Origin of the sequence: Caulobacter sp. AP07, from assembly GCF_000281955.1 — a bacterium.
Classification (GTDB): Bacteria; Pseudomonadota; Alphaproteobacteria; order Caulobacterales; family Caulobacteraceae; genus Caulobacter.
In genome coordinates this window covers 1-2540 of record NZ_AKKF01000080.1, presented here as the reverse complement: position 1 = coordinate 2540, position 2540 = coordinate 1, and the positions used below count along the sequence as shown (strand labels likewise).

Genomic DNA, 2540 nt, shown 5'->3' with positions numbered 1-2540 from the left:
CGGATGGTCGCCGACCGCCTCCAGTCGGTCGCGCGCGACGGCGAGACGGTCGCGCGGCTGGGCGGCGACGAGTTCGCCATCGTGCTGCCCCGCCTCGCCAACTCCCAGGCCGCCAGACATCCCGCCCAGCGGCTGGTCCGGGCCCTGGAGGCGCCGTTCGAGGTCGATGATCTGGCGCTCAGGATCGGAGGGGTCGCGGTCGGCGTGGCGACCAGCGCGGACACCGACCTCCGTCCCGGCGTGTTCGTCCATCACGTCGACGCCGCCCTGCATCGCGCCAAGAACGCGTCGCAGGCCTAACCCCTTGCCTAGCGGGGCCTGAGGGCGTTCCATCGTCGGCGCTCGTCCGTAGTCGGACGGGCGCTGTGGCGTTGCGTCCATCAGACCCCGCCGCGAAGGCGCGGCGGAGCACCCACGAGAGAGGTAGCCACCATGCTGCGTTCCCTAGCCGCCAGCGCCCTCGCGCTGGCGCTCGCGACGTCCATCGTCGCGGGCCCCGCCGCCCATGCCCAGAGCGCTGAACGGGTCTATGACCAGGGCTCGGTCTGGCAGATCAGCTATATCGAGACCAAGCCGGGCATGTTCGACGACTACATGAAGTACCTGTCCACCAGTTGGCGCGCCATTCAGGAAGAGCAGAAGAAGAAAGGCGACGTGCTGAGCTACAAGGTCCTGGCGGTCGACAGCCCGCGCGACCACGAGCCCGACGTCATCCTGATGGTGGAATACAAGAACATGGCGGTGTTCGACCAGCCACTGGCCGAGGGCGAAGCCCTGACCGCCAAGGTGTTCGGCTCGTTGCCCAAGAGCAACCAGGCCGCGATATCACGGGAGTCGATCCGGACCCTGCGTGGCGGGTTCGGGGCCCGCGAGATGTTCTTCATGAAGTAGCGTCCGGCGGACCGAGGCGGGTGCTCCTCGGTCTGCTCCGAAACGATCCAGCGACGCCGACAAAAATTCTCGGGCAATGTCGGATCGCCGACCGACCGGCCGTCCTCAGGGCACGAAATCAAACCCTAGGAGAAAACGCCATGAACACCGCCACCCAAGCCGCCCCGACCAACGACCGCGACCTGGCCCTGGTCCGTATCATCGACGCCCCGGCCGAGAAGCTGTTCCGCGCCTGGACCGATCCCGAGCTGCTCAAGCAGTGGTTCGCGCCCCTGCCCTACACCACCCCCGTCGCCGAGCTGGACGTGCGTCCGGGCGGCGCGACCATGATCGTCATGCGCGGCCCCGACGGCGTCGACATGCCCAACGGCGGCGTCTTCCTGGAGGTGGTGAAGAACCAGAAGCTGGTCTTCACCGACGCCTACACTAAGGCCTGGGAGCCGTCGGAAAAGCCGTTCATGACCGTGACCGTCACCTTCGAGACCATGGCCGACGGCAAGACGCTCTATACCGCCCACGTCCGCCACTGGACGGTCGCCGACCGCGAGGCCCACGAGCAGATGGGCTTCCACGAAGGCTGGGGCGCCTGCGCCGACCAGCTGACGGCGCTGGTGGCGCGGATCTGAGTTCCCTTTCCCTCTCCTTCTCCCCTTGCGGGAGAAGGTGGCGGCGCAGCCGCCGGATGAGGGGTCTCTCAAACGACAGACGCCGCGACTGGCCTTTCGGCTGTCGCGGCGTTTCTGTTCCTCAACCCCTCACCCGACCTCGCTCCGCGAGGCCACCCTCTCCCGCAAGGGGAGAGGGACATCAGCGCTCACGCGCACTTGTTCCAGCCGTGCATATCCAGGTGGAAGTGGTCGTGATGCTCGGCGTTGTAATCGGGGCTGAGGGTGGTGATGAACACCCGGCAGGCCCCGTCGCGCACCCGGCGCAGGAACTGGCCCTTGGGGCCGGGATCGGCCCAGTCGCGGGCCACATAGACCGTCTGGCCGTCGGCCAGGCGGAAACCGGCCAGGTCGATGGCGTCGGCGCTGGCGTGCTCGCTGACCGGCCCCTCGGCCTTGCCGTACATCCGCCGGCAGGAATAGGTGCCGTAGTGCTCCAGCGCCACGACGCCCTGACCCAGCACCTCGTAGGCGGCCGGCTGCACCACCTGACGCTCCCAGATCGACAGGGCCAGCGCCTCCTTGCAGACCATCGGCGCGTCGGTCGGCGCCAGGGCCGCCATGCCGCCGTCGATCTTCAGGGCGTCGCGCACGGTGCAGAAGCCGCCGTCGGTCTTCTCCGGAACTTCCTCGTAGCTGAGCCCCGCCTTGCGCAGGATGGCCCGGCAGGTCGCCGGATCCTTGCCGGCCCGGGCCGCCTTGATCCGCGTGGCCATGCCGACCGGGTCGACGACGCTCAGCGATTTCCACGGCAGGTGCTGGCGGCCGATGCCGCGCTCGGCCACCAGCGCCATGATCAGCACCAGGATCCACAGCAGCACGAGCCCCGTCAGCCCGGCCAGGCGGTTCTGGCGGCGCGTGCGGTGCTCGACGCGCGGATGGCGCGGGACGCGGTAGGCCATGGGCGGGGGAGCGCTCGAATGGTTAACGCGCAAGCCTTGCCTTAGGGCTGGCGCTTTAACAACCCTCTCCCGGAGGGGAGAG

Annotated in this window: 4 protein-coding genes; 3 read left to right on the top strand and 1 reads right to left on the bottom strand. The window is 68.6% G+C overall.

Annotated features, from left to right (window positions below):
* From PMI01_RS05560 to PMI01_RS05550, 3 genes are all read left to right on the top strand, one after another.
* Positions 1 to 300 (top strand): diguanylate cyclase domain-containing protein (locus tag PMI01_RS05560; protein ID WP_007665010.1); only part of this gene is annotated, 300 nt, incomplete at its 5' end.
* Between the two features lie 132 nt (positions 301 to 432).
* Positions 433 to 891, top strand: coding sequence for a hypothetical protein (locus tag PMI01_RS05555; protein ID WP_007665008.1), 459 nt, complete (start codon positions 433 to 435; stop codon positions 889 to 891).
* A 140-nt stretch (positions 892 to 1031) separates the two neighbouring features.
* Positions 1032 to 1517 carry an SRPBCC family protein gene (locus PMI01_RS05550; RefSeq protein ID WP_007665006.1) on the top strand — a complete coding sequence of 162 codons (486 nt, stop codon included), beginning with the start codon at positions 1032 to 1034 and terminating at the stop codon, positions 1515 to 1517.
* Positions 1518 to 1705: 188 nt separating this feature from the next.
* On the opposite strand, the gene PMI01_RS05545 is transcribed toward PMI01_RS05550, so the two are convergent.
* Positions 1706 to 2458, bottom strand: a complete 753-nt coding sequence (locus PMI01_RS05545; protein ID WP_007665004.1) for an extensin-like domain-containing protein — start codon at positions 2456 to 2458, stop codon at positions 1706 to 1708.
* Between the last annotated feature and the right edge of the window lie 82 nt (positions 2459 to 2540).